This is a genomic window from Paenarthrobacter sp. NPDC091669 (assembly GCF_044756725.1).
Taxonomy (GTDB): Bacteria; Actinomycetota; Actinomycetes; order Actinomycetales; family Micrococcaceae; genus Arthrobacter; species Arthrobacter bambusae_C.
The window spans coordinates 19,542-41,953 of record NZ_JBIVTK010000019.1; the positions used below are offsets into that span (position 1 = coordinate 19,542).

Sequence of the window (22,412 nt, forward strand, 5' to 3'; positions counted from 1 at the left end):
TTGTTGCTTGTTACTTGTCGCCGCCGGGCAGCGGGCGGTTGGCGATCACCGGCGCGCTGCCGGTGTAGCCGTCGCGGGTGGCAGCAAGCTCATGAATTTGCTTGCGGCACAGGAACCAGCCCCACACCATGAGTCCGCAGGCAATCGCGGTGACCAGCATGGTCAACGGGGACTCGATGAACACCATGATCAGCACGGCCGCCAGGAAGATCAAGGACAACCAGCCGGTGTAGGGGGCGCCGAACATCCGGAAGGACGGGCGTTTCAGCCATCCCTTGTCGGCCCAGCGCTTGAGTTGCATCTGGCACAGGACGATGGTGGCCCAGGTGACGATGATGCCCACGGAAGCGACGTTCAGGACGATCTCGAAAGCGTCGGCCGGGACCAGGTAGTTCAGCGGAACACCGAGCAGGGAAACGCCGGCCGTGATGGCGATTCCACCGTAGGGGACGCCTGCCTTGTTCATGCGCTGGGCGAACTTCGGGGCAGAGCCGGCAACCGACATGGAGCGGAGGATGCGGCCTGTGGAGTAGAGCCCGGCGTTCAGCGAAGACAGGGCTGCGGTGAGGACCACAAGGTTCATGATGACGTCCACGCCCTCCACCCCGATCGAGCCGAAGAACGTCACGAACGGGCTGACGCCCTTCTCGTAAGAGGTGTACGGGAGCAGCAGAGCCAGCAGGATCACGGAGCCGACGTAGAAGAGGGCGATGCGGATGACCACGGAGTTGATGGCCTTGGGCATGATCTTTTCCGGGTTGGCGGTTTCGCCGGCTGCGGTACCGATGAGTTCGATCGAGGCGTAAGCGAAGAGCACACCCTGCATGAGGATGATCATGGGCAGGACGCCATTGGGGAAGACTCCGCCGTTGTCTGCGATGAGGCTGAAGCCGACTTCCTGGCCCTCCACCGGGGTGCCGAAGATGACGAAGTAGGTGCCCACCAGGAGGAAGGCCACCAGCGCTGCCACCTTGATCAGCGCGAACCAGAACTCCATTTCACCGAAGACCTTCACGGAGACCAGGTTCAGGCAGAGCACGACAACCAGCGCAATGAGCGCCCACGCCCACTGTGGAACGGCACCAATCCAGGCGACGTATTTGCCGAAGAACTCCATGTAGAGGGCCGCTGCGGTGATGTCCACGATGGTGGTGGTGGCCCAGTTGATCCAGTAGAACCAGCCCGAAACGAAGGCTGCCTTTTCGCCGTAGAACTCACGGGCGTAGGAGACGAAGGATCCCGACGACGGGCGGTGCAGAACCAGTTCACCGAGTGCCCGGAGGATCAGGAAGGCGAAGAAGCCACAGATTGCGTACGCGATAACGAGGGAGGGACCAGCTGCGTTGAGTCGGCCGCCGGCGCCCAGGAACAGTCCGGTGCCGATTGCGCCGCCGATCGCGATCATCTGGATCTGGCGGGGCTTGAGGTCCTTGTGGTAGCCGGAGTCCTCCTTGTGGAGGGCTTTCTCGCTGGCGTGCGCTTGGGCCGGGACCGTGTGGTCCGTGATGGGATTGGTCATTGGAATCCTTAGGGGTGTCCTGTTGGGGGTGTCCTGGGCGCGTCCGGTTGGGGATCCGGGCACACAGAGCAAAGCCTCGTGGGGGTATGCCTCATGGGGCGGGACGGCTGGTTGGAGGTTTTGCAGGCCAGTTTCGGCCTATTTGCTGAGATTTGCCAGACGCTCGGGGCTCAGCAGTTCCTCCAGCTGGGTGGCGGTCAGAAGACCGTGCTCCAGCACGAGTTCCGCAACGCCCTTGCCCGTTGCCAGCGCTTCCTGCGCGATAGCGGTGGCGGAGGCGTAACCGATGTGGGGGTTCAATGCCGTGACGAGACCGATCGACTGCTCCACGGTAAGCCGTAGCCGTTCGGTGTTTGCAGTGATGCCCCGGACGCAACGCGCCGTAAGGGTGCGGCACGCTGCTTCCAGGTGGGAGATGCTCTTGTGCAGGCTGTGCACAATGATCGGTTCGAAGGCGTTCAGCTGAAGCTGGCCGGCCTCCGCGGCCATGGTGACGGTGACATCGTTGCCGATGACTTCGTATGCCACCTGGCTGACCACTTCCGGGATCACCGGATTGATCTTGCCGGGCATGATCGACGAGCCGGACTGCACGGCCGGAAGGTTGATCTCGCCCAAACCCGCACGCGGTCCGGAAGACAGCAGGCGGAGGTCATTACAAATCTTGGAGAGTTTTACTGCCACGCGCTTCAGCACGCCGGACAAGTGAACAAACGCGCCAACGTCCTGGGTAGCTTCAATGAGGTCGGCGGCCGTGAGGAGGGGAAGGCCCGTGATTTCGGCGAGGTGCCGGCAGGCGGCCTCGGCGTAACCTGCCGGGGCATTCAACCCGGTGCCGATGGCGGTGGCCCCAAGGTTGATCTCATGGATCAGCATGTGGGACTCGTCCAGCCGTGCCCGGTCCTCGCCGATGGTCACGGCGTAGCCGCCGAACTCCTGGCCCAGCGTCATGGGAACAGCGTCCTGCAGCTGGGTGCGACCCATCTTCACCACAGTCCGGAACTCCCGGCCCTTCTCAGCGAAGGCCAGCTCGAGTTCTTCGAGGGCTTCCAGGAGCTCCTTCACGGAGAAGATCGTGGCCAGGTTCACCGCCGTCGGGTAAACGTCGTTGGTGGACTGGCTCAAGTTCACGTGGTCATTGGGGTGCAGCTTGGAGTACTCGCCCTTGGGGTGCCCCAGGATTTCCAGTGCACGGTTGGCGATGACCTCGTTGGCGTTCATGTTGGAGCTGGTGCCGGCGCCGCCCTGGATCACGTCCACCATGAACTGCTCGTGGAGCATGCCGTCCATGATGTCCTGGCAGGCCTGCACAATGGCATCCGCCTTCACGGCATCCAGGAGGCCAAGCTCGTGGTTGGTGCGGGCTGCGGCCTGCTTCACTGCGGCCAGGCCGCGGACCAGGTGCTTGTTGGTGGAGAGGGGCTGCCCTGTGATGGGGAAGTTCTCCATGGCACGGAGGGTGTGGACGCCCCAGTAGGCATCCGCGGGTACATCACGGTCGCCCAAGAGGTCGTGTTCGGAACGGAGGGGGATCGCCTGATCGACGGTGGTCATAGCTGTCCTTGGTTTAGTTACTGAAAATGTGGGCCGCGCGGAGTTCGCCGACCGGAAGGCCGCCGCCCAGCACGGGTGGGCTCTGAAGCGTGTCCAAGCTGCCGCCGTCGACGCCCAGCCGGCGAAGAACCTCAACGGTGACAGGCATGCGGGCGCGATCGCCGCCGTCGGAGATCTTCACGGCTACACCGGTGCCGTCCGGGAGGCCCACCAGTTGGAGGCCCTCAAAGCCGTCCTTCGCCAGAAGCCCAGGTACGGCCCGCATGAGGGCGGTGACGTCGCGGCCTTCGCCTGCCACCATCTCAGGGAAGCGGCGCATGGCGTGGGCGACTTTGCCCTCATCGGTGCTTGCGTCGGCAGCGGCGAGACGGCCATAGGCCCGGGCCATGCCGTGCAAGGAGTGTGCGAAGAGCGGAGTCCCGCAGCCGTCGGTGCTGACCGCTGCTGCTTCCTCGCCGGTGAGGTCCGTGATGGTGTCGCGGACCAGGACCTGCAAGGGATGCTCGGGGTGCAAATACCCCTCCACAGGCCAGCCGTTGATGATGCAGACGGCGGCCATGGAAGCGTGCTTGCCGGAACAGTTCTGTGCAATTTGGGTGGGACCGTTGCCGGCGCGCAGCCACTCTTCGCGCTCCTGAACGCCGTACGGCAGGTCCGTGCTGTTGGCCAGTGCCGCCTCGGTCAGTCCGTGCAGCTTCAGGATTTCAGTGGCTCCATCGCGGTGCATCTGTGCGCCCGAGTGGCTGGCAGCGGTGAGAGCCAGGAGGTTTTGGGGGATGTCCAAACCGGCCTTGAGCAGCGCAACGGCCTGCAGTGGCTTCAGGCTTGAACGCGGGTACATCGGCGCGTCCGGTTCGCCGGCTTCCGCGGCGGTGGTGCCGTTTTTGTGGAGCGCGATCAGCGAGCCGTAGTGGATGCTCTCCACCAGGCCGTCGCGGGTTACCTCGACGAGGGGGACGTGGTGCGGCGCTTTGAGGTTTTGTGCCGCGGTTCGGTTGGCGGTTGCTGCGGGGGCGGGCATGGTGTCCTTTGGGATATTCATTTGCTGAGGATCGTGTCCAGTGCCACGCTGACGGCCTGCAGGTGGGCAGCCATCGCTTTGCTTGCGGCTTCAGAGTCTCCGGCTTCGATCGCGTTGAGCACGGCGACGTGTTCTTCATCAGAGCGGTGTTGCCGGTCTGCGACGAGGTTGAGGGTTTCGGATTGGTGCGCCAGGGCCTCGCGGATATCCGAGACGACGCTGGCGAACACCCGGTTTCCGCTGGCGCGGGCTACAGCGGAGTGGAAGCTCGCGTCCAGGTTGACCCAGGCCTCGGGGTCGGTCTCGCTGAGCATTTCCTGGATGATTTCCTTGAGGTGCTCAAGTTCCTCCTCCGTCCTTCTTTGCGCGGCGAGGCCCGCTGCCGGGATCTCGATGTGCGGGCGGGCCTCGTTGAGATCACGCGCACTGTACTGACCCAAGGTAAGGTCGTTAGCGACCTTGTTGGCCACAATGAACGTGCCCTTGCCCGTTTTGGTCACGGTGAGGCCCAAGGTGTTGCAGGATCGCAGCGCTTCCCGGATGACGGAGCGGCTGACGCCGTACTGGCCCGCCAAAGTCGCTTCCGAGCTCAGCTTGGTGCCGATATCGAACTGGCCGCCCTCGATCGCACGCCTCAGGGCCGCGAAGACCGCTTCAGCTGCGGAGATGCGCGAAATGGGCATATGCCCGCCCTGGGGCTCTTGCTGTCCGGCTGTCCGGCTGTCTGACAGGTTCACGCTTCGAATATGGCACGGGTCACAAGGGGCTGTCAACGCTGAAAGGCTTGCTTCACGGTTTGGGGACTGGTAAGGCGTTCTGTGGCCGCCACCACGCGCTTCTTTGGGACGAGCCATCCTTGACACAATGGACCATGCTCTTCACCAAAAAGTCCCTCATGCAGGACGGGTTCACCGGATTCCGGCCGCTCGACGAACTCGATCCCATGAGGATTCCCCAAGGCCCCGGCGTCTTCGCCATCCTGTGCCCCGCGGATTTCGACCCCGTATTCCTTAGCAAGAGCACTGCCGGCACGTTCAAGAAGAAGGACCCCTCGCTCAAGCGGGAAGCCTTGGAAGCCGAATGGATTGCGGATGCATCCGTGGTCTACATAGGCAAAGCGAACGCCGGCAGCCAAGGCAACCGAGGGCTTCGCAAGCAGATCCAGGAATTCATGGACTATGGCCGGGGACGGCCCACCGTTGTCTGGGATGCGCGGCTCATCTGGCAATTGCGGGACGCCTTGGACCTCATCGTTGCCTGGAAGGAGCTCCCGGCCTCCGAGGTCAATGCCGCCGAAGCTGACTACCATTCTGACTTCGTTTTGTTTTTCGGGCGGCTTCCGTTCGCCAACCTCGTCCAAGCGCGTCCCAAGAAGTAGCGAACAGGGCACGACGGCGTCAGGTGAGTTCCGCCGTCGGCCTCCCGCCCGCTGGGCGTTCGGCGCATAATGGCAACCATGACGGCCAGCAAGCCAGTTGGAAGCAAATCCGAGGGGCCTCGCATCACAGTTGAGGTGCCCGTTCTCCGTATCGGAGAGGGAGCCTCCGACTATGAGGGCCTGGCCCGGTACGTAGATTCCCTCCGGAATCCGCCGGGATTGCACCTGACCCTGCTGCACGTTGGAATCCTCGACGACTTGGCCCAGGACATCGTGGCGTGGACCAAAGGTTTGTCATCTCCTGAAAAGACACTTCCGGAGATCGCCAGCTGGTTGACCGAGCTGCCGGTGTTGCAGGGCTTTCTGGGCAAGTCGGAAAAGTTGATCCCGTTGGGCGGTGGCCGCCTGATGGGGCTCGAGGTGGATGTGCCGCAGGAAGTGCACGACTATCAGGCACTTTTGGTGCAAGGGCTTCACACACTTCTGGACGATCTGGGCCTGGACAACATTGACGACTTCATCCTGAGCTCACCCGCACTGGGTTACAGGTCACCCCGCTGGTTGCCTCACATCGCCGTCGGCAAAGCCCGGACCCGTCACGAACCTGAGATGGAAATCGCGCCCGTTGCCATCGAATGTGGCGATTCCCGTATCCGGAACGGGCAGGCACTGCCCTCGGCAAAGTGAATTGTTGCTGGGAGGTGACGCACGGAAAGTTCTACAGCCGGTAAAATACGACGTGTCTCCCGTTTGCTACCTGAGGACTTCCATGCAGCCCCGCACTTTGTTCCGCACCGTTGCTTTTGCCGAGGCCGTGACTTGGACGCTGCTGCTGATCGGGTTGTTCCTTAAGTACGTCACACGCACCACCGAGGTTGGGGTCAGCATCGCAGGTGGCATTCACGGCTTCGTCTTCCTTTGCTACGCAGCGACGGCCGCCTTCACCTGGATCAACCAGAAGTGGTCAACACGAACCGGTCTCCTTGCCATCGGTTCAGCCGTGATTCCGTATGCCACCATTCCCATGGAGAAGTCGCTGGACCGCCGTGGCCTCCTCGCCGGCGGTTGGCGCCTGGCAGCCGGGGGAGAAACGCCGCGAGGCGGATTCGAGAAAGCCCAGGCTTGGGTTCTGCGCAATCCCATTCTGGCCGTAGTTGTCACCCTGGTTGCCGTGGGCGCAGTGTTCAGCTTCCTGTTGTTGATGGGCCCTCCAGGTACGTGGTTCTCCTAGAATTCAGCCAGCGGAAAGCACCGTTCTTCGGAACTGGTGCTTTCTTCTTTTTGGCGTGCCCGTTCCGGGGGGGGCCGCCACCACCCACTTTGAATCTTGAATGACAAGACGCGCCGTATGCACGGTGTGTCGATGGGCTGTTCGCCTTCGAAGTGGGTGTCTGCGGTTCGTGATGCGGGCAAAGGCCCAAGGTGAGTCACCGGCTATCTCGGTTTTGCGCCGGGGCAGCCCCAGGAGTTGGGGTTTTGCTGGCAGGTGTCGGCGACGAGTGCTCGTTCTGTTTTCCAGACGTGGATGGTTTTGGCTGGTGTGGTGAGGTTCAGGGTTCCGTTGATGGGTAGGGGTGGTCCGTTGTTGACGGAGTAGGTGCCGGTGAAGGCGGTGGTGAGGGTGGCTTGGTAGTTGCCGGTTTCGGTGTAGGTGTGGCTGGTTCGGGTCTGGTTGGTGAGCCAGTCGGCTTCGGGGATGGAGTAGCCGGCCACCGGTGTGGGGCCTAGGGTTCCTCCGTCGCCGAAGGTGTAGGTGTAGTTGGTCGGTGTTGCGGTGAGGTGGACTGCTTGGCCGAGGATGGTGAGGTTGAAGCCTTGTTCTGCGGTGGTGGTGTAGAAGTTGGTGGGTCCGCCTTTGAGGGTGTGCGGGAAGGGTTGGGCTTGGAGGGTTCCGGGGTTGACGGGTAGTTGTTGGAAGTCGGTGAGGATGCGGGCTGCGATGTTGGCCAGGACGTTTTCCGGCTGGGGGTCGTAGAGGCAGGTGGGTCCGCTGACTGGGATCCAGTCTGTCCAACCCGGATTGGTGATGGCTTTGGGGGCTTCCTTCCAGATGACGGGGGTGCCTGCTTCACTGTTGGTTGCGGTGGCTGGACACTCAAGGGCATCGCAACCGGGGTCCTTGGTGTCAGGTCCATCGGCACGGCAGTGGGTGTCAGCCATGTACTGGTTGGGGTCATCGATAGCTTGCGATGCGGGTGAACCATCGAGGCGGGCGCCTAGCAGCCCTGTCTGGGGGTCGATTCTAAAACGCGCGCCGATGTCGATCCCTCGATCACCCGCGTTGTTGGCGGCCCACGTATCGTCAGATGCCGAGGACGGGGTCGCCACGGCGAGGCAGGCGGCAAACCAGATCGCATGCCAAGCGACCACTGCAATAACTTTCACGATGGGCTTACGCAATGACGCCAAGATCCACCACGACCCATGAACCGTCAACGTACTTGGCGAACAGGGCGAACGCATCATTGGACGCTTCTGAACTCGACCGCCCAATGCTGCCGTCTGCGTTGTAATAGTCAATCTGCTGCTGAATCACCTGGACTTTTGCTGACGGTAGGGAGTTGTCCCTCCAAAGCACCTCTACAACCGGGACCGAGATCCTTCCGCCCGACAACCACCGTCCGTCGATGTATCCATCTTCACCGGACTCTTGGAGGCGGAGACAAAGCAGGCAATCTGGGGAGATCAACGGCAGCCATGATGACATGTCTCCTGTCTCGCCCACGTAAGACAGCTGCGCGTACCAGTACCCAATAAACGCCTCCAACCCCGCCTTCGAGTTCTCCTTCGCCAACTCGGGCATCACGGGAACGGGCACATTCTCAGCCTTCCCCTTGGCATCCGCGGGCTTGTATACGGCGGATGTCGGCGGACTATCCGGAGTAGCCGAAGCCGCCGGAACCGAAGCGCTCGTGGTGGGCGACGCCGTCGTCGTGCTTGGTTCGGAGGGTGGCGCGCTGGGTGTGGTGCCGCCCTGGCAACCCGTGAGGAGCAGGGCCAATGCCGCAGCTATGGCTCCCGTCCGGGCCAGGACCAACGGAAAAGTGGCAAACGAAAGGCGTGACATGACAGGCTCCCCAGCAGCTGTTTGGCGGTGTGCCGGTCAGTCTAGGTCGGGAGGGAAGCCAGATTCACGTCGGTAACGGCGGCCTGTGGAAAACCACCTACCCGCGCAGCTTCTCCATATCCCTGCGGTCCTTCTTGGTGGGCCGACCCGCGCCGCGGTCGCGCTGGGGGAGTCCGAGCTTGGGTGCCACAGGACGCGGGGGAGTGTGGTCCGTGAAGCAGTGTGAGGCAGCTTCCGCACCTACACGCTTCGCGATGAGTCGTCGGACTTCAAGGATGCGTTCCCAGCCGGATTCGCGGACCCGGATGATGTCTCCGATGATCACGCTTTGCGACGCTTTGACCGGGTTCCCGTTGATGCGGATGTGCCCGGCACGGCAGGCAGCGGTGGCGGCCGAGCGAGTCTTGTAGGCGCGGATCGCCCACAGCCAGGCGTCGACGCGGACGTTTGCCGGGGATGATGACGGGATACTCATGATTGGGAAGAGTCTAACCGGGCCTCGCAAGCCCTGCGGGAACGCCAGGAGCAGCGAGATCGTGGAAAGCCAGTCAAAACCCCTGGAAGGTTCCGGCGATCCCGGAGCATTCCAGCGATCTCGGGCCGACGGGCGCGGGGCAGGCGCGGCCCGTCCGACGGGGCCAGGAGGAACAAACTACCGAACCGTCACCTCAACCCGCTGCGCCATGTTGTTCCCAATGCCCTGATAGTTCCACACCTGGTCGGTGGGCTGCAGCGCACCGGACGTATCCATGGCCCGGCACCGCAGCACGTGCTCGCCGGGACTCGCGACCCACACCATGGACCACGACCTCCACGCGAAATCACCCACGGGCGGGTCCACATGGGCAGGCATCCATTCGCCGTCGATCCCTACCTCCACCCGTTCCACCTCGCCGTGGCCGGACCACGCGCGGCCGTGCAGCATGACCGGGCCGGAGTCCACAATGCGGCGTCGGGTGAAGAAATCAGGAATCCCGGGAGGCACCATCAGAGATCGAACCCGGATGTGTGTGACAGGCAGCCCAGGCCCATCGGGTCCTTGCAGATAGTGGTACGCGACCGCCTGCTGGAAACCCATGAACCGCGACGTCACAGCCTCGATCGACGTCAACCACTTCACACTCGCCATGCCATACCACCCCGGCACCAGCAGCCTGAGAGGGAACCCGTGCTGGATCGGCAGGGGACTTCCGTTCATGGCGTAGGCCAGCATGACCTCGGGATGCATTGCCTCGGCGAGAGAAAGGCTGCGCGCATACGGCTCTTCGATGCCACCCTGGACACCGGCGTCGGCACCGGTAAAGACAAGTTCGACGGCGTCACTCGCCAAACCTGCTTCCTCCAGGAGGGGTGCCAAGGGAGTTCCGGTCCACTCGGCGGTGCCCACTGCACCGAGTACCCACGGCTGACTCAACGGCCGCGGTTCCAAAAGTGACCGGCCGTTTCCTGCGCATTCCATGGTCACTGGCATGGTGACTGCGGGCCTGGCCTTGATGTCCTCAAGACTCAGTTCGAGGCTGTGATCCATGGCCCCGCCCAGCCGCAACCGCCAAGTGTCGGCGGGAACGTGCGGGATGTCGAAATGGATGAGCAGGTAGTGGAGGCCCGCCGGCGTGATGTCGTCGTGCAGGGCCTCGAGCGGCATGGAATGGTTCCGGCCGGAGAGTTGCAGTTCTTCGTGGGTCAGGGGACCTTCGGTCGGCTGCCCGGGGGTGGCGGCTTTTGCTGCCCTTTGCTTGACGTGGTGCTTGGACATGGGATGGCGGCGTTCTACTGGAAGCTAAACGCTGCGGAGTGCCGCAGCACTTAGGACAAGGATCACGCCGCGGCCGAACCCCGTCAAGAGTCTGTTGCGAGGCCCGCTCTGCGCCCCAACGGGGGCAAGGAGCGCGCAAAGGAGGCCTCGCAACCCGAAGGAGGCTACCGACGTCGTAATTCCGGGTACTCAAGGTGCGGTGCAACTGTACCGGCGTCGCGTTCAAGGAAGTTCACGGCGGGTGCAACGATGTCGTCGATTTCGTCGAGGATAGCCTCGCTGAGCACCACGTCTGCTGCCTTCAAATAGTCGGTGAGGTGGTCCTCGGTGCGCGGCCCGATGACGACGCTGGTCACGGCGGGGTGATTCAGTGCGAAAGCCACAGCGAGCTGGATCAGGGTCAGCCCGTGCCGGGCCGCGAGCTGCGCAAGGGCGTCGGCCGCATGCAGCTTGCCCTGGTTGAAGGGCGCGTTGACGTCGAAGCGGCCCGGGACGGCAGCCGATCGCGAACTTTCAGGCTGCCCTGCACCCACGCGGTATCCGCCGGCCAGCCACCCGCCGTCGAGCGGTCCATAACTCAAAACCCCGACGCCGTACTGCTGGGTGATGGGGAAAACGTCACGTTCGTTGGCGCGCACCAGGAGCGAGTACGGCACCTGGTCAACCACGGGCGGGGTGAGGTGGTTGGTGTTGGCGATCCACTGGGCCTCAACAAGCTGGGCGGGGCTGAACACGGACGTGCCGTAGTACAGGATCTTTCCCTGCCGGATGAGGTCGTTCAGCGCTGTGATGGTTTCCAGGAGATCAGTGTTGTAGTCAGGCCGGTGCGCTTGGTAAAGGTCGATCCTGTCCGTGTTCAGCCGCCGCAAGCTGTCCTCCACAGCCCGGACGATCCAACGGCGTGAGTTGCCTGCGTGCGCCGGGTTGGAACCCATCTGGCCGTGGAACTTGGTGGCGAGGAAAACGTCGTCGCGCCGGCTGTGGATGGCCTGGCCAACCACAGTTTCGGCCTCGCCCTGGGAGTAGATGTCCGCCGTGTCGACGCTGGTGATGCCGGCGTCCAGCGCTGCTTTGATGATGCGGATGCTCTCGGCGGGACCCGTGGGCGCGGCGCCGGTGCCGAAGTTGAGGGTGCCCAGGGTGAGCGGGCTGATCAGGGCGCCAGTGCGTCCAAGCGTTCGTAGCTCGTTGAGGCTCATGTCGGCTTCCTGTGGTGGGACTGTGCTGAGGGGGCGGTGCTGGTGTCCAGGCGTAAGTCGGTGGCCACGGACGGGATGTTCAATCGAGGCTACACACGGCCGTCGGAGGCATAAACGCAAGCGGTAGAACTTCTTCGTTTTTCGTCTTGCGAAGTAATGGAAGAGGCCTTAGTTCGCGACATTTCTTGACACACGGCAACACAAATGTCTTTCGAATCAACAAATATTGCTGTTCCCGGAAGCAGGGGAATTATGGGAAAGGAACTCAAGCAACGCACGAATAGGGGACAGCGGAATGACACAGACCACAGTGGAAGAAACGGCGGCCATCAAGGCTGCATTTGCGCAGTTCCCGTCCGGAATTGCCGCGTTCAGCGCCATGGTGGACTTCACCCCGGAAGCCCTGGTGGCCTCGTCCTTCACCGTGGGTGTTTCGCTGGAACCGCCCCTGGTGATGTTTGCCGTGCAGAACTCCTCCACAACGTGGCCGAAGCTCCGCCAAGCCCAGCGCTTGGGTGTTTCGGTGCTCGCCGAGGGCCAGGAAGCGGCAGCCCTCCAACTGGCCTCCAAGACGCGCGACCGTTTCGCGGGGCTGGACACCAGCGTGAGCGACTCAGGTGCAGTGCTGATCGACGGTGCAGTGCTGGGCTTCGAATGCGAAGTTGTCTCCGAGACGCCCGCCGGTGATCACGCGATCGTGGTCCTGGAGGTCAAAGCGACCATCATCAACCTGGAGTCAAGGCCGCTGATCTACCATGGCGCGTCGTTCCGGCAGTTGGCTGCGTAGCCGCTAGGAGTTGCGGCTGGCGCTGCTGAGCGAACCTTTTCGGATTGGGCTCGGAGACTTCCCATTCTTGGAAGTGTTCGGGCCCGATTTCTTCGTGCCGCTGCCGCTGCTGCCACTTCCGCTGCCGCCGTCGCTGCCGGAACCGGTTTTGCCGGTGCCATTGCCGCCCGGTTTTGCCGAATTGTCCGGCGTCTTCGGAGCTGGCTTTGTGCCATTGGACGACGACGGCGTGGGCTCGCCGACGTCGCGGACCGTCACCTTGATGGCGGGCGGCTGCTCAGCCTGAGCGCGGGCGGCTGCACGACGATCGGCCTCAGCCACGGCATCAGCCCAATCCTTCGCCAGAACCGGCGGCTCCTTGGTGGCCGCCACGAGAATCGGATGGTGGGCAGCCTGGTTTTCGACCACCGACTTGACCTCCGCCGGCTTGGGAAGGTTGCGGGGGTCTACTTTGGCCTTCCACGCGCCGTCTTTGACAGCGGCCGACGCACCCGAGAGTCGTCGTCGAACGTCTCCCAGGAGGTCGCGCTTGGGCGCGTCAGGTCGGGCAGGAGCGGAAGGCGCGGCGGCAACCTTCGAAACCGGCGCAGAGGCAGCAGGCTGTGAAGCCGTAGCAACCGCGGTGGGAGCCTGCGCCGCAGTAGATCCGGTTTCAAGATAAGCGAGGTCATCCAGAGGTGATTCAACAGCTGCCGGAGACTCGACGCCGGTCACAGGATCAGGGACGCGTGCGGGGCGCGGCGGCAACTTGACGATCGGAGTGGTTTCCTTCTTCGGAAAAATGCCCACCATCGCCAGGAGAACAATCGAGAGCAGGCGCCCGACTCCCGCTACCACCAACGTGATGATGATGACCAACCCGAGACCCAGGAACATGAGGACGGCAAGTCCGAGTGTTCCCAAGTACGTCAGGTTGATGGCGAGTGTTGTCGGATCCTCCACGTAGCCTCCCCTGGCTGTCGTTTTGTGATGCGCGCATTGCCCACCCAGCTTGCGTATCTAGCCTAAGGTCCAGCACCGACGGAATCACGCGCCGCCCCCTACTCTGGCGGGGTTGTTTCAAAGCTGTTATATGGCGTGGGAAAATATGTTGCCCAGCTCTCATTTACAGCCTCAGATTGGGACCTCGTGACCCCTGACTTTGCCAGACTCCACAACGGCGCCTGTCCCTGCCTCTCCGGGGAGCAGTACGACGATTGCTGCGCCCGGTTCCACCGCGATGCCGCCGACGCGCCCACCGCCGAACAACTCATGCGTTCCCGCTATTCGGCTTTCGTTGTCCTGGACCCCAGCTACCTGCTGCGCACCTGGCACGCCTCCACCCGGCCGGAATCCATGGACCTCGATGCGGACATGCAGTGGCGCAGGCTGGACATCGTGTCTGCGTCCGGTGGCGGCCCCTTGGACACGACGGGCACCGTGGAGTTCGCCGCACATTACAGGCTCGACGGCGAACGCGGCGTCCAGCGCGAAGTCAGCCGCTTTGTTCGGGAAGGCAAGCGATGGTTCTACGTGGAGGGGGACGTTCGCTAGCGCTTCATCGATAGTTGCGGTGCAGGTTCTCCTTGGTTGAGGCTCCGGGCGAGGCGTCGCCGATCCACGGCCCGGTACCTTCGGACTGGTCCAGGACTCCGGCCTCCAGCCAGGCGTAGTCACCGGCGAGGACTTTGCGCGAGAGTCCGTGATCGCCGTCGTCAGTATTCCTCCACAGCTGATCGAAGTATTCGTCCACCCGCACACGGGCCTGCTCGCAGAATGCCTCTGCCAGTTCGAACGCGGTGGCACCTTGTTCCGGGTGCTTGCGGAGCAGCATTTCAGCCCGCGAGCAGCACGCGGCCATCGCGAACAACTCGGCGCCGATGTCCACGATCCTGCCCAGGAACGCCTGCTTGTGCTCGAGCTTCGCCTGCCACCTGCCCATGCCGTAGAAGGTTTGCCGTGCAAGCCGTCGCGAGGACCTCTCTACGAATCGCAGCTGCTTGGCCAATCGTCCGAATTCCGCGTAGGACCGCGGATCCATGCCGGCACCTGCCACGAGTTTCGGCAGCCATTTCGCATAGAAGCCAGAGGCCCCGACGGCGGCCCTCGCCTTGTCCTGCAGGCTCGCATCCGCTGAGGCGAGGTCGCCCGCGGCGGCAAGGTGCGCGTCCACGGCTTCGCGGGCGATCAGGAGTTTCATGATCTCGCTGGAACCCTCGAAGATCCGGTTGATGCGGAGGTCCCGGAGCTGTTGCTCGGCGGGGACAGCACGCTCGCCCCGGGCCTCAAGGGAATCAGCGGTTTCGAAGCCCCGGCCGCCACGGATCTGGACAAGTTCATCGGCGATCCTGCAGCTCAGTTCAGTGGACCACAGCTTGGCCAGCGCAGCCTCGATGCGCACATCCTTCTGGCCGGCGTCGGCCATCTCGGCGGACAATTCGAACACCGCCTCCAGCGCAAAAGTGGTGGCGGCGATGAACGCGATCTTTTTGCCCACGGCCTCGTGTTGGCCCACCGGACGTCCCCATTGGGTCCTGGCGTTGGACCATTCGCGGGAGATTTTCAGGCTCCACTTTCCGGCGGCAACGCACAAACCGGGAATGGAAAGCCGCCCTGTATTGAGGGTGGTGAGGGCAATTTTGAGTCCCTGACCTTCGCGGCCAAGCCGGTTGGCTGCAGGGACCCGGACCTGATGGAACCGGGTCACGCCGTTTTCGATTCCGCGAAGGCCCATGAAGGCGTTGCGGTTCTCGACGGTGATACCGGGGGAGTCCATCTCCACCACGAAAGCGGATATGCCGCCTTTGTGCTCCGTCCCGTCGGGGTCGGTATGTGCCGGGACCCGGGCCATGACCACCACCAGTTCGGCGATCACGCCGTTGGTGGTCCAGAGCTTCACGCCGTCCAAAAGGTAAGAGCCGCCGTCGTCGGACAACACGGCAGTGGCGCCCATGCGCGCGGGGTCGCTGCCGACGTCGGGCTCTGTCAGGAGGAAAGCGGTGATGGCGCCGGCGGCGCAGCGAGGCAGGTATTCCTGTTTCTGTTCCGGTGTGCCGAATTCCTTAACAGGCTCCGGGACGCCGATGGACTGGTGCGCGGAAATGAGGGCGCCGAGGCTTGGATGAACCGATCCCAGCAGGGCCAGCGCCCGGCCGTAGTAGACCAGGGACAAACCCAGCCCGCCGTATTCGCGCGGGATTTTCATGCCGAACACGCCAAGGTCCGCGAGTCCTCGGAGGTACTCGTCAGGGATCTTGGCGTCGCGTTCAATGACCCGGCCGGACATGGTCTTGGCGAACGTGAGCAGCCGGCCCATGAATTCCTCACCCCGCTCCAGGTCGCCTGCCCGTGCTTGTGGCCAGGGGTGGATCAGGCTGAGGTCGAAGCTGCCCAGGTAGAGGCCCTTGGCGAAGCTGGGCCGGTTCCATTCGGTTTCGCGCGCGGCCTCGGCGACGGCGCGGGCTTCTTCTGCGGTGGCGTTGACGCTTGCGGCGGCGAGACTGTTGTCAGTGGCGGACGTCATGGAGTAACTCCTCTAGCCGGTTGTGCCGGATGGAGCCAGGGTCCGCCGTGGGTGGGAACCCTTCAGCTGTCCCTCAATGCTACCCGCGGGTAGCTACCCGTGCCAGAGGAAATCTGTGGCTGGAATTCAGCTGGAATTTCCACTTGGCCTGCGTGGTGAACCAGGCGGTCCCACGCGAAATTAATGCCATGGACGAGGCCACCCAGAATGCCTTTGACGGCGTACCAGACCATGCCCATGGTGCCAATAAGAATGATTGTTGCCATTGCTGCTGCTGCGATGAATGCCACTAAAAGTGCAGCGAAGACCAGCGTTCCAATAACTACGTAGGTGCCTGTTTCCAGCGCAGTGAAATCGAAATCCATGGTTCCCCCCGGAGCGACGGTGCGTGGGTCGGCGCGGCGTGGCTGCGTCGATGTTCTGACACTAGGGGTGTGAATGCTTTCCGGCCAGAGCGGAAACGCCTCGCGACGCCGTTGATATGGGATCGAAACCATACCGCACGGTAGGTTACGAAATGGTTGCGGTGGGGAGGCTCTGACGCTCTGCGTTAACCTTGTACGGGGCAGTTTCCGCTGCCAGCCAGGTTACGCAGCAGCTGAAGGAGAGTAATTGTCCCGTTCAGCCATGTCCTCCGCCGACGCCATCAGCGCCAGGCTCCGTGACCTCGAGCAGCTGACCAAAGGCCCAGCGTGGGCTTTGACCCGATCGGCACCGTGGGTCATCGCCGTGCTGCAAGCATCCTTCACCCGCACCCGGCCGCAGCTTCCGCTCGAAGAGTTCCACGCCGACGTCGACGCTTTCCTTGAGCAGCTCCGGCGCCAGGACCCGGCCTTGGGCGGCCAGCAGAACGGCAAGCTGTTCGGCGATGAATGGACGCGCAAGCAGTTCCTGACCCGCCGCAATCAGTCCGGCCAGATCGTCTATGAAGTCACAGAACCCGCCGCCCGCGTGCTGGCGTTCCTGGACAGCCTTTCCAGCGAGCGTTCCACGCTGAATGGATCGCGGCTCGGCACGCTTCTGGGAGATGTGGAGAAGCTCGCCAACGAGACCAACCCGGACCAGAGTGCGCGGCTGGAGGCCCTGGAGGAGGAAATCCAGGAGCGGCAGCAGTTGGTGGAGGACATCAGCTCGGGCGAATTCGATGGCCTTCTGGACGACGAAGAAGCTGTGGAAGCTGCCGGCAACATCCTGGACCTCGCCGCCAGCCTACCCGCGGACTACAAAAAAATGCGTGACCGCATCGAGGAATTGGTGGGTGAACTCCGCAACCAGATCATCGAGGAGTCCCTGAGCAAGGGCGCCACCATGGCCCAGGTTTTGGAGGCCGACAAGCGGCTGCGCCAAAGCCCCGAGGGCCGCACCTTCCGGTCGTTCACGGCCTTCCTGGAGGACCCGCAGCAGCAATTGCGCTTCCGCTCGGCGATCGGCGAAGTGTTGAGCAGGCAATTCGCCGACGACCTCTCCCACGAAGACCGCGAGACGCTCAAGAACCTCGTGGCCGAACTGCGAACACAGCACAGCCAGATCCAACGTATCTACGGCAAGCTGTCCGAAAGCCTGAATACGTATATCCAGAGCGACGACGTCCGGCAATCCGTCAGCCTCCGCAAGGTGTTGGCCGAGGCCGAGCAAGCCATCCGCTCCATGCCGTACGAACGGGACCGACCCGGCCTGATCCCAGGGCCAGTCCTGTTCAATGCCGGGTTCGAGTCGCTGGCGATGGTCAAATTGTTCGACCCCGACGAATTCGCCACGCCCCCGCGCCTGGCCGACCCCATCGCCTTCAGCGACTCCGACCGGGTGCGGTCTGCGCGCACCGGCAAGGCCAAGCCGGCCGTTATCCGGGCAGCCATGGCCGGCGCGGCAACCTTGGGCGACGCCTGGGACAACCTGCCCGCCGAGGAACGGCACATCAACACCGTGCGCACCCTGCTGTCCATGGCATTGCAAGGCGGCGCCGCCTTCGACCGGGCCGCCTGGGAACACATCGACTTCGAACAAATCGACGGCAGCATCCGCACGGCATACCTGCCCGTCGTCACGCTGAATGAGGATTCTGATGACTGAGGAAATCACAACAGAGGACATCACGACGGCGGATGGCGCCGAAGCGGACGAGGTCACCGAGGAGGTGGCTGAGCGTGGTGTTGAAATCAGCCATGCGGATCCGTTCCGGGTGACTCCGCGGGACTCCTTCGTTGACGGCGCCGCGCTGTTCCCCGGCGACACGGGCGTACTCCCCATGAAAGTCCGCCACGCCTTGGTGAAGCTCCTTAAAGGCCCCTACATCGACGGCGGCCGTGACGAGAAATTGTGGACCACCCTCTTGGACAACCAGCTGATCCTCCGCAGCCGCCTGTCCGAACTGTTCCTCACCCTCCAGCTCGATCACGACCGCAAAATCGCGGTCCTCCGCCCTGTCGATCCCGAAATCATCGGCGCAAGCTCCCGGTCCAGCATCCTCCGGCAGCAGCGTGCTTTGAGCCGCGTGGAAACCATCGTCCTGCTGCGCCTGCGCCTCCTGCTGGACCGCCACGTCACCGCCCAGACGGACCCGACGATCACCCGCGAGGAAATCTCGGACCTCGTCGCCAACTACACACCCGCAGGCCAGCAAGACGCCCTGCGCGACTCCGACGTGGTCACCCGCACCATCACCAAACTCCTGGCCCGCCAACTCCTCCTCCCCACCCCGCTGGACGACAGCTACACCATCAGCAACGCCCTTCCGCTGGCCCTGCCTTTCGAAAACATCGGCGACATCCCGGCCCAAATAGAGGCCCTGGTAGCAGTAGCCGCCGACGAATCCGGAACAGAACCCCTCCTGGACCTGGACCCCGACTCCTCTGCTGATGGGGACGACGACGCCGATGCCGCCCCCGCCCCTTCGCCGGACAGCACTCGTCCTGCGGACGATGCTGCCGGCTCCGACAGGCCCGAAGCCACTCCCGGGGCGGCATCGTCGTCTACCTCGCGCGAGCACCTCACCGAAGCGAGCGGCGATGCCGGAGACATGCGGCAGCATGCGTCTAAGCGAGGTACGAGCGAGCATGCAGAGCATGTGTCCAGTACCGCCGCGGACGCAACCACGACTGACGGGATCACCAAGTGACCATCGCAAGCATGCTCCCGCTCGGCGAGCTCACCAACCCGGGCCAGATGCGGTTGGCCCTCGTGCAGGTGGTCAACTGGGGCACCTTCCATGGGGCCCACACCATGCACGTGGACCGCAAGGGCACCCTCCTGACGGGTAACTCGGGTGTCGGTAAGTCGACGCTCTTTGATGCGATGCTCCGGGTCTTCGATGCCCGTCCGCGCTCGAATGAGGCTGCTGCCCAGCGGTCCGGCGGGGCTGTGGAGGATAAGAGGACCACGTTCACTTACATGCGCGGCAAGGTGGGTGATAAGGCGGTGGGCGACAGCTCGGCCAGTGCCTTCCAGCGCCCGGGTGCCACCTGGTCCGCCGTCGCGCTGACGTTTGATAATGCGGCTGGCACGAAGGTGACGGTGTCGGCGCTTTTCGATCTGCCAAAAAACGGTACGGAGTCGAGCGTTGGGCGCTTTTATGTGATCGACAGCAAGCCGTTGGACCTTGAGGCCATTGAGGGGATCGCGCAGAAGCGGTTTACCAAGGGCGCGTTGGAGTCGATCTTCCCGGATGGACAGGTTTTCGATGTCCACAAGGCGTTCGCCGAGCGTTTCCGGAGGCTCCTGGGTATCAACTCGGACCAGGCGCTTCCGCTGCTTCGTGTGATCCAGGCCGGTAAGGGTTTGGGCGGCAGCGTGAACACATTCTTCCGCGATCAGGTGCTCGATGCTCCGGCCACGTTGGCTGCCGCTGATGATGTGGTGGAGGAATTCAGCAACCTGATGTCCATCCGGCAGCGGCTCGAGGATGTCCGCCAGCAGCGCGACCAGTTGGCACCCGTTCCGGGGTTGAACAAGGAGTACGCGCAGGCGCTGCTGGACGCGAACCGTCTCCGGGAGCTGGCCGGCGAGGAGTTTGAAGCGTACAAGCAGCAGCTCGCGGTCACGGTGCACGCCAAGACGCTGGCCCGTTTCAAGGAGTTGGCGCAGTCCAAGGCCCAGGAACTCGCCGCCGAGCGCACCGTGCGGGATGCGTTGGCCAAGGAACTCCGCGACCTTGAACTCGATTACAACAACCGCGGCGGCAACGCGATTTCGGCCATTGAACAGTCGCTGGAGAACGCCAAAGTTGGCTTGAAGCTCCGTCAGCAGGTAGAGGACTCGGCCCGGAAAGCACTGGCCGACGCCGGGTTGAACCTCGAGTGGTCCGCCGAAGGGTGGGACCAGGCACACGAGCAGGCGGCAGCTCGATCGGCAGAGTTGAAGGACGATTCGGAGGCCCTGAAGGAGCTTCGTTTCGAGGCGTTCGACGGGCACGCCACCAAGAAGCGTGAACTTGCGGCGGCCCAGCAGGAACTCCTGTCGTTGCGGTCGCGCAAGTCCTTGCTGCCGCCGTCGAGCATTGAAAACCGCGCTGCCATCGCGGCCGCAACCGGCGTCCCGGAAGAGCGGATGCCGTTTGGCGGCGAGTTGATCGACCTCGCGGAGGGGCAGGACCAGTGGCGTCCGGCCGCTGAGCGCGCGCTGCGTAACCTCGCCACCACGCTGCTGGTCCCGGGTGAGCATTTTGCTGCGGTGACCCGGTATTTGAATGACAACAGCGTCCGTGGCGCCCTCCGCGCCGTTGATGTGTCCAAGCCGCTCGCCGGTGGCGCGCTGGCTGTGGAGGACGTGTCCGACGGCGACCTCTTGACGAAGTTGAGCATCCTCACCTCGGGCGCCAACGCGGACGCAGGAGAGTGGATCCGCGAGCGGATCGCCGTGGACTTCGCGTATCCGTGCGTGGAGGATCCCGACGAGCTTGCGTCGATGGACAAGGGCCTGAGCCTGGGTGGGGTGGTCAAGCGCAACCGTCACACCGTGGAAAAGGACGACCGGTTCACAAGCCGACAGGATTACGTCCTGGGCTTCGACAACGCGTCCAAACTGGAGCTTGTGGCAGCCCGCGTGGGCGAGTTGGAGAACGAGCTCGCTAAAGCCGCAGAACTTGCGCAGAGCCGCGAGGATTCGCACCAGGGCATGGCCCGCCAGCTTGAGGCACTGCGCCGCGTCGCTGAGGATGAGCGGCCGTGGGAGCAGGTTTCCGCAGCCGTCGCAGCCGAGGAACTTGCCCGGATCGAACAGCGCCTCGCGGATGCTTTGGCCGCGCAGGCAGACCTTGAACCGTTGCGGGCCACCATCGAATCCGTGCGCGAAAAGCACCAGTCCTCCACAGGTTCGGCCGCTGTGCTCCAGAGCGAATACAAGGCGCTGGACCACAAGATGACCACGGCGGACGGCCTGCTCGATGCCGCGAGGCTGAAGCTGGAGCAAGCACCGCCGTCGGCCTCTACCGTCACCGCGCTGGAGCCGTACTTTGACGGCGTCGGCGAGGTCTCTGAACTGTATGAGCTGGACAACCTCGCCAACAGTGTCCGCAACAAGCTGCTCGACGAACTGCATTCCGCGGAATCGCGTGGCCAGGCGACGGCCGAGCGGTTGACCCGCATGTTCGAAGCCTTCGTGCGCGACTGGGGAAGTGCCATCAGCGCCGACCACGGTACGTCGATCGGTGCTGCCGGGGACTTCGAATCCCGGTATCACGCGATTGTGAGCGATGGCTTGCCTGCGCAGGAGGCCGAGTTCCGGCTGTTCTTCAACCAGCGCACCCACGAGTCGTTCAGCACGCTCCTGCACCTCTTGGACGAGGAACGCCGCAGCATCACCAGCCGCATCCTGCCGCTCAACGGCATCCTGTCCCAGGTGAATTTCCACGAGGGAAGCTTCCTGGAACTGGACATCAAACAAACGCTTCCGGCCACGGCCAAACAGTTCAAGGATGCGATCCAGAACGCCTTGAAGGCGAAGCACACGCGCCCCTCGCGCGGCGCCGCTTCAGCCACAGAAGTGGACGACGACGCCGAACTCACCGCGCGTTACAAGTCGTTGGAAACCTTGGTCAAGCGCCTTGGATCCCAAACCCCGGAGGATCGACGTTGGCGGTCCGAGGTGCTGGATGTTCGTGGGCACCTGTTTATCCAGTGCAAGGAGCACCGGGAAGTTGCTTCGAAATCGGGCAAGGCCGGCACCGGCAAGGCAACCAAGCGGAAGACCGAAGTTTTCATGCATGCCGACACCGGCTCCATGTCCGGCGGTGAGCGCCAGCGTTTCACTGCGTTCATCATGGCTGCGGCACTGAGTTACCAGTTGGGCATTGCCGAGCAGGGCTTCACGACGTATGGCACCGTGATGATGGACGAGGCGTTCGTGTTGGCTTCCGAGGAATTCGCAGGTGCGGGTATCAAGGCGCTTCACGAATTCGGGTTCCAGTTGCTGCTTGCTGCCCCGGAAAACGTGATTGACCTGTCCCGGCACCTTGGATCCGTCACGGAAATCCTCCGGGACAAGCGAACCAACCGCTCGGGTGTGCTCACGGCTCCAGTCATTGCCGGACCTGGCGAGCCTGGAGCATGGCGGTCCGAAGCCAACCCGGTGGACATCGTCCTGCGTTAGGGTCCGCCCACCCAACTGGCTGGCAGTAGTGGTCGTTATGAGCTCTC

General features: G+C 63.3%; 19 protein-coding genes and 1 pseudogene. 8 read left to right on the plus strand and 12 right to left on the minus strand.

From position 1 onward, the window contains the following. Positions 1–10: 10 nt before the first annotated feature. The 4 genes from ACIQLI_RS22105 to ACIQLI_RS22120 all read right to left on the minus strand — a co-directional run bounded on the left by ACIQLI_RS22105 (position 11) and on the right by ACIQLI_RS22120 (position 4,831). Complete coding sequence (locus ACIQLI_RS22105; RefSeq protein WP_091463511.1) at positions 11–1,519, minus strand: amino acid permease; 1,509 nt, start codon at positions 1,517–1,519, stop codon at positions 11–13. 138 nt (positions 1,520–1,657) lie between these two features. Next, positions 1,658–3,073 carry an aspartate ammonia-lyase gene (gene aspA / locus ACIQLI_RS22110; RefSeq protein WP_354232843.1) on the minus strand — a complete coding sequence of 472 codons (1,416 nt, stop codon included), beginning with the start codon at positions 3,071–3,073 and terminating at the stop codon, positions 1,658–1,660. Positions 3,074–3,086: 13 nt separating this feature from the next. Then, complete coding sequence (locus ACIQLI_RS22115) at positions 3,087–4,115, minus strand: asparaginase (RefSeq protein WP_400392502.1); 1,029 nt, start codon at positions 4,113–4,115, stop codon at positions 3,087–3,089. Continuing rightward, positions 4,112–4,831, minus strand: coding sequence for a FadR/GntR family transcriptional regulator (locus tag ACIQLI_RS22120; protein ID WP_354232842.1), 720 nt, complete (start codon positions 4,829–4,831; stop codon positions 4,112–4,114). Before ACIQLI_RS22120 ends, ACIQLI_RS22115 begins: the two co-directional genes overlap by 4 nt. 134 nt (positions 4,832–4,965) lie before the next feature. On the opposite strand from ACIQLI_RS22120, the gene ACIQLI_RS22125 reads away from it, so the two are divergent. From ACIQLI_RS22125 to ACIQLI_RS22135, 3 genes are all read left to right on the plus strand, one after another. Further along, positions 4,966–5,472 (plus strand): hypothetical protein, encoded by a 507-nt coding sequence (locus tag ACIQLI_RS22125; protein WP_400392505.1) that lies wholly within the window; start codon positions 4,966–4,968, stop codon positions 5,470–5,472. Between the two features lie 78 nt (positions 5,473–5,550). Continuing rightward, positions 5,551–6,159 carry a hypothetical protein gene (locus ACIQLI_RS22130; RefSeq protein ID WP_400392508.1) on the plus strand — a complete coding sequence of 203 codons (609 nt, stop codon included), beginning with the start codon at positions 5,551–5,553 and terminating at the stop codon, positions 6,157–6,159. A gap of 82 nt (positions 6,160–6,241) precedes the next feature. Then, the gene (locus tag ACIQLI_RS22135) at positions 6,242–6,703 is read left to right on the plus strand and encodes a DUF3817 domain-containing protein (RefSeq protein ID WP_400392511.1); all 462 of its coding nucleotides are present in this window, start codon (positions 6,242–6,244) and stop codon (positions 6,701–6,703) included. Between the two features lie 203 nt (positions 6,704–6,906). On the opposite strand, the gene ACIQLI_RS22140 is transcribed toward ACIQLI_RS22135, so the two are convergent. The 5 genes from ACIQLI_RS22140 to ACIQLI_RS22160 form a co-directional block, all read right to left on the minus strand. Beyond that, positions 6,907–7,842 (minus strand): PKD domain-containing protein, encoded by a 936-nt coding sequence (locus tag ACIQLI_RS22140; protein ID WP_400392514.1) that lies wholly within the window; start codon positions 7,840–7,842, stop codon positions 6,907–6,909. Positions 7,843–7,864: 22 nt separating this feature from the next. Beyond that, complete coding sequence (locus tag ACIQLI_RS22145) at positions 7,865–8,539, minus strand: DUF6318 family protein (RefSeq protein ID WP_400392517.1); 675 nt, start codon at positions 8,537–8,539, stop codon at positions 7,865–7,867. 97 nt (positions 8,540–8,636) lie between these two features. Further along, entirely contained in the window at positions 8,637–9,014 is a 378-nt protein-coding gene (locus tag ACIQLI_RS22150; RefSeq protein ID WP_400392520.1) for an RNA-binding S4 domain-containing protein, read from the minus strand. Between the two features lie 177 nt (positions 9,015–9,191). Continuing rightward, on the minus strand, positions 9,192–10,295 hold the full coding sequence (locus ACIQLI_RS22155) for a sulfite oxidase (protein ID WP_400392522.1): 1,104 nt from the start codon (positions 10,293–10,295) through the stop codon (positions 9,192–9,194). A gap of 164 nt (positions 10,296–10,459) precedes the next feature. Next, positions 10,460–11,494 carry an aldo/keto reductase gene (locus ACIQLI_RS22160; protein ID WP_400392525.1) on the minus strand — a complete coding sequence of 345 codons (1,035 nt, stop codon included), beginning with the start codon at positions 11,492–11,494 and terminating at the stop codon, positions 10,460–10,462. 295 nt (positions 11,495–11,789) lie between these two features. On the opposite strand from ACIQLI_RS22160, the gene ACIQLI_RS22165 reads away from it, so the two are divergent. After that, positions 11,790–12,281 carry a flavin reductase family protein gene (locus ACIQLI_RS22165; protein ID WP_400392528.1) on the plus strand — a complete coding sequence of 164 codons (492 nt, stop codon included), beginning with the start codon at positions 11,790–11,792 and terminating at the stop codon, positions 12,279–12,281. Positions 12,282–12,284: 3 nt separating this feature from the next. Here the strand turns inward: ACIQLI_RS22165 and ACIQLI_RS22170 are convergent, their stop codons facing one another. Next, a complete protein-coding gene (locus tag ACIQLI_RS22170) occupies positions 12,285–13,223 on the minus strand; it encodes a hypothetical protein (RefSeq protein ID WP_400392529.1) in 939 nt (312 codons plus the stop codon). Between the two features lie 135 nt (positions 13,224–13,358). Between ACIQLI_RS22170 and ACIQLI_RS22175 the strand changes: the two genes are divergently transcribed. Further along, positions 13,359–13,814 carry a YchJ family protein gene (locus ACIQLI_RS22175; RefSeq protein ID WP_400392532.1) on the plus strand — a complete coding sequence of 152 codons (456 nt, stop codon included), beginning with the start codon at positions 13,359–13,361 and terminating at the stop codon, positions 13,812–13,814. Positions 13,815–13,818: 4 nt separating this feature from the next. Here the strand turns inward: ACIQLI_RS22175 and ACIQLI_RS22180 are convergent, their stop codons facing one another. Together ACIQLI_RS22180 and ACIQLI_RS22185 are read right to left on the minus strand one after the other, a co-directional pair. Continuing rightward, positions 13,819–15,783 carry an acyl-CoA dehydrogenase family protein gene (locus tag ACIQLI_RS22180; protein ID WP_400392535.1) on the minus strand — a complete coding sequence of 655 codons (1,965 nt, stop codon included), beginning with the start codon at positions 15,781–15,783 and terminating at the stop codon, positions 13,819–13,821. A 62-nt stretch (positions 15,784–15,845) separates the two neighbouring features. Then, complete coding sequence (locus ACIQLI_RS22185) at positions 15,846–16,148, minus strand: hypothetical protein (protein WP_354232830.1); 303 nt, start codon at positions 16,146–16,148, stop codon at positions 15,846–15,848. 247 nt (positions 16,149–16,395) lie between these two features. On the opposite strand from ACIQLI_RS22185, the gene ACIQLI_RS22190 reads away from it, so the two are divergent. The 3 genes and pseudogenes from ACIQLI_RS22190 to ACIQLI_RS22200 all read left to right on the plus strand — a co-directional run bounded on the left by ACIQLI_RS22190 (position 16,396) and on the right by ACIQLI_RS22200 (position 22,365). Beyond that, a complete protein-coding gene (locus ACIQLI_RS22190) occupies positions 16,396–17,853 on the plus strand; it encodes a DUF3375 family protein (RefSeq protein WP_400392538.1) in 1,458 nt (485 codons plus the stop codon). Beyond that, positions 17,846–18,664 (plus strand): annotated as a pseudogene (locus ACIQLI_RS22195) (DUF4194 domain-containing protein); the annotation flags it as partial. The gene ACIQLI_RS22190 and the pseudogene ACIQLI_RS22195, both read left to right, overlap by 8 nt. 230 nt (positions 18,665–18,894) lie before the next feature. Continuing rightward, the gene (locus tag ACIQLI_RS22200) at positions 18,895–22,365 is read left to right on the plus strand and encodes an ATP-binding protein (protein WP_400392541.1); all 3,471 of its coding nucleotides are present in this window, start codon (positions 18,895–18,897) and stop codon (positions 22,363–22,365) included. Positions 22,366–22,412 lie beyond the last annotated feature (47 nt).

Bases quoted from the DNA above. Each gene is read 5' to 3' on its own strand.
- ACIQLI_RS22105 (WP_091463511.1), bottom strand. From the start codon at position 1,519: ATGACCAATCCCATCACGGACCACACGGTCCCGGCCCAAGCGCACGCC.
- aspA (WP_354232843.1), bottom strand. From the start codon at position 3,073: ATGACCACCGTCGATCAGGCGATCCCCCTCCGTTCCGAACACGACCTC.
- ACIQLI_RS22115 (WP_400392502.1), bottom strand. From the start codon at position 4,115: ATGAATATCCCAAAGGACACCATGCCCGCCCCCGCAGCAACCGCCAAC.
- ACIQLI_RS22125 (WP_400392505.1), top strand. From the start codon at position 4,966: ATGCTCTTCACCAAAAAGTCCCTCATGCAGGACGGGTTCACCGGATTC.
- ACIQLI_RS22130 (WP_400392508.1), top strand. From the start codon at position 5,551: ATGACGGCCAGCAAGCCAGTTGGAAGCAAATCCGAGGGGCCTCGCATC.
- ACIQLI_RS22135 (WP_400392511.1), top strand. From the start codon at position 6,242: ATGCAGCCCCGCACTTTGTTCCGCACCGTTGCTTTTGCCGAGGCCGTG.
- ACIQLI_RS22145 (WP_400392517.1), bottom strand. From the start codon at position 8,539: ATGTCACGCCTTTCGTTTGCCACTTTTCCGTTGGTCCTGGCCCGGACG.
- ACIQLI_RS22150 (WP_400392520.1), bottom strand. From the start codon at position 9,014: ATGAGTATCCCGTCATCATCCCCGGCAAACGTCCGCGTCGACGCCTGG.
- ACIQLI_RS22155 (WP_400392522.1), bottom strand. From the start codon at position 10,295: ATGTCCAAGCACCACGTCAAGCAAAGGGCAGCAAAAGCCGCCACCCCC.
- ACIQLI_RS22160 (WP_400392525.1), bottom strand. From the start codon at position 11,494: ATGAGCCTCAACGAGCTACGAACGCTTGGACGCACTGGCGCCCTGATC.
- ACIQLI_RS22165 (WP_400392528.1), top strand. From the start codon at position 11,790: ATGACACAGACCACAGTGGAAGAAACGGCGGCCATCAAGGCTGCATTT.
- ACIQLI_RS22180 (WP_400392535.1), bottom strand. From the start codon at position 15,783: ATGACGTCCGCCACTGACAACAGTCTCGCCGCCGCAAGCGTCAACGCC.
- ACIQLI_RS22185 (WP_354232830.1), bottom strand. From the start codon at position 16,148: ATGGATTTCGATTTCACTGCGCTGGAAACAGGCACCTACGTAGTTATT.